2 protein-coding genes and 2 pseudogenes are annotated in these 2414 nt (G+C 72.0%); 1 reads left to right on the top strand and 3 read right to left on the bottom strand.

The genetic code is table 11. The annotated features are described in order from the left end of the window. A pseudogene (locus tag AB8Z36_RS34645) lies at positions 1–222 on the top strand (ATP-dependent helicase C-terminal domain-containing protein); the annotation flags it as partial. Positions 223–265: 43 nt separating this feature from the next. Here the strand turns inward: AB8Z36_RS34645 and AB8Z36_RS34640 are convergent. The 3 genes and pseudogenes from AB8Z36_RS34640 to AB8Z36_RS34630 form a co-directional block, all read right to left on the bottom strand. Then, positions 266–1264: a DUF3068 domain-containing protein gene (locus tag AB8Z36_RS34640; protein ID WP_369217356.1), complete on the bottom strand. Its 999-nt coding sequence runs from the start codon at positions 1262–1264 to the stop codon at positions 266–268. Between the two features lie 41 nt (positions 1265–1305). Further along, entirely contained in the window at positions 1306–1440 is a 135-nt protein-coding gene (locus AB8Z36_RS34635; protein WP_369217355.1) for an SPW_0924 family protein, read from the bottom strand. A gap of 173 nt (positions 1441–1613) precedes the next feature. Continuing rightward, positions 1614–2414: pseudogene (locus AB8Z36_RS34630) on the bottom strand (lytic transglycosylase); the annotation flags it as partial.

Raw genomic sequence — 2414 nt, 5'->3', positions numbered from 1 at the left:
GTCTCCGCGASGSCGRMCRTCYMSKGGVRCYTSMYCKCSMSCRCGGGCCGCCCGGCCGCCGTCACGGCCGACCTCGCCTCGTTCTGGCGCGAGGGCTACCGCGCGGTCCGCGCCGAGCTGCGCGGCCGCTATCCGAAGCACCCGTGGCCCGAGGACCCCGCCACCGCCGAGCCGACCCGGTACACCAAGGCCCGCCAGGCGCGCGGGGACGCCGGGACGTAGCCGCGGCGCCGGGAACGGAGTGGGGGGGCTGTGGCGCCGGGCCTCAGGCGTTGGCCGGTTCCGGCTCGGGGTCGCTGGCGGCCGTCGGCCCGGGACCGCCCGGCCCGCGGCCCCGGGCCTCCAGCCAGAGTGAGAGCGCGAGCAGGAGCAGGCCGAGGCCGAGGAAGCCCCAGGGCAGATACGCGGTCAGCAGGAGCACCAGGACGCGCTGGGACGTGACCAGGTCGACGGTGCTCTCGATGTAGTCCTCGCGCATCTTCACGTGGCCCGCGAAGACCGTGACCTTGTCACGGCCGCCGAGGAGCGTGCCGCCGCGCAGTTCGTTCTTCTGGATCTCCTCGCCGTAGACGGGCGCCCCGGTGGCCGGCTCGACCCAGAATCTGCGGACGGTGGTGTACCAGCGCGTCGTACCGGTCCTGGCGAGCGACTCCGGGGTGATGCCCTTGACCGGCATCGTCTTGGGGAAGGGGACCTTGGTCCAGGGGATGATCTGCTCGAAGTAGTAGACCTCGACGCCCCGGAAGGTGCGGGTGCCCTTGTAGTGGATGGGCCTGGTGACCCTGGCCTGCGCGTCGAAGTACTCGTAGTCCCGCTTCTCGGTGAGGAAGGGCCACTTGAACTCGATGCCCTGGCGCTTGACCGGGTCCCCGTCCACGGACTCCCCGGTGGCGTGCACGGGCTCCTGGCTGTGCGCGTCGAAGATGTAGCGCTCGGGGACCTTGGAGACCATTTTGCCCTTGTCGTCCTCGATGTAGCTGAGGGCGTCCCAGACCACGACGTCGCGGTCGGCGCTCTTCTCGATCTTCTCGGAGGCCTCCACGTTCCCCTTGAGGGTCTGCACGATGGTGACCTTGTCGATCTTCTTGGCCGTCATCGTGCCGTAGTCGATCAGGGTCGGGTTCTCCGCCTCCAGGACGGCGTCCTGGTACTGGCCCGGCGGGATCTTGGCCAGGCGCGGGAAGGCGTACCAGCGCATGAGCGGGGACATGGCCGTGCAGAACACGGCGAAGGCGAGCAGAACGAGACTGGCCTTGCGGCGCATCGCGGCGGCCCTCCCTGCGTCTACGGGGTGCGAAGCGGTGGCTAGGGGTGCTCGGGCACCGTGGTGAGCAGTGGCTTCGGTGAGGTCTCGCCCGGCGGGGCGCCGATCGCCGTGACGGTCAGGACCAGGGCGAACGCGGCCGCGAGGCCGATGGCGGCGGCGATGAGGGCGCGCATGGGTGGCCTCCCTGGTCGGCGTCCGGCTGAAACTGATAGGGCGTCAGGCCGGGCACCGTAGCAACGCGGCGGTGAGATGAGAACACGTCGCACACGAAAGGACCGCCCCCGCGCCGGGTCCGGCGCGGGGGCGGTCCTTTCGTGGTTCTGTCGCGGCCCTGGGCCGGTCCGGATCAGGCCTCCGGCGTCTCCGAGGCCTCCGGTGTCTCCGAGGGCTCCGGTGTCTCCGAGGGCTCCGGCGACTGCGGTGTCGTCGTCGCCGCTGCCACCTTCAGCTCCACGGTGAGCGTGGCGCCGCCCTCGGTGAGGACGCGCAGCGTGTACGTGCCCGCCGCGTCGTCGGCGTAGAGCTTCGGCAGCTTCAGGAGGCCGTCGCGGTCGGTCCTCAGGCCCTTGAGGGCGCGTACCGGCTTGCCGTCCGCGTCCTTGAAGTAGGGGCCCTTGTCGTTGACGGAGAGGTCCGCCGCCGACTTGACCAGCGTCGCGGTGGCCGCGACCCCGCCGGCCGCCTTGCCCTTGTAGGTCGCCTTGACCTCGACCCGGTCGGCGAACTCCTTGCCCGCCTCGCAGACCAGGGGCTTGTCGCTGGTGCGCATGAGGGTGTCGGCCCGGCGCGCGGTGACCTCGGCGGCGAAGTCCAGGCCCGGCAGCGTCCTACGGCCCACGACCGTGGCCCGCACGCTGAACTCGCCCGCCTTCTCCCCCGCCCTCAGCACGGGCGCGGTGGCCTTGCCCGCGGCGGTCGTGGTGACGGTGACGCTGCGGACACCGCCCTCGAAGCGGGTGTCCGTGTCGCCGACGACCCGGAACTTCACCTTGACCTTGCCCAGGGCCGCGCCGGACTTGTCCTCCGCGCGCACCACGAGGCGCCCGGCGAAGGAGTCGCCCGCGGTGGCGGCGAGCGTGCCGGGACCCGCGTTCTCCAGGCGCGCGACGCGCYCAGTGGGCGAGGGGGTGGGGTCGGGGGTCTGGGA

Origin of the sequence: Streptomyces flavofungini (assembly GCF_041028215.1) — a bacterium.
GTDB classification, from domain to species: Bacteria; Actinomycetota; Actinomycetes; order Streptomycetales; family Streptomycetaceae; genus Streptomyces; species Streptomyces flavofungini_B.
Note: the sequence above shows the minus strand (reverse complement) of the source record. Positions and strands in the feature narration are given on the sequence as shown.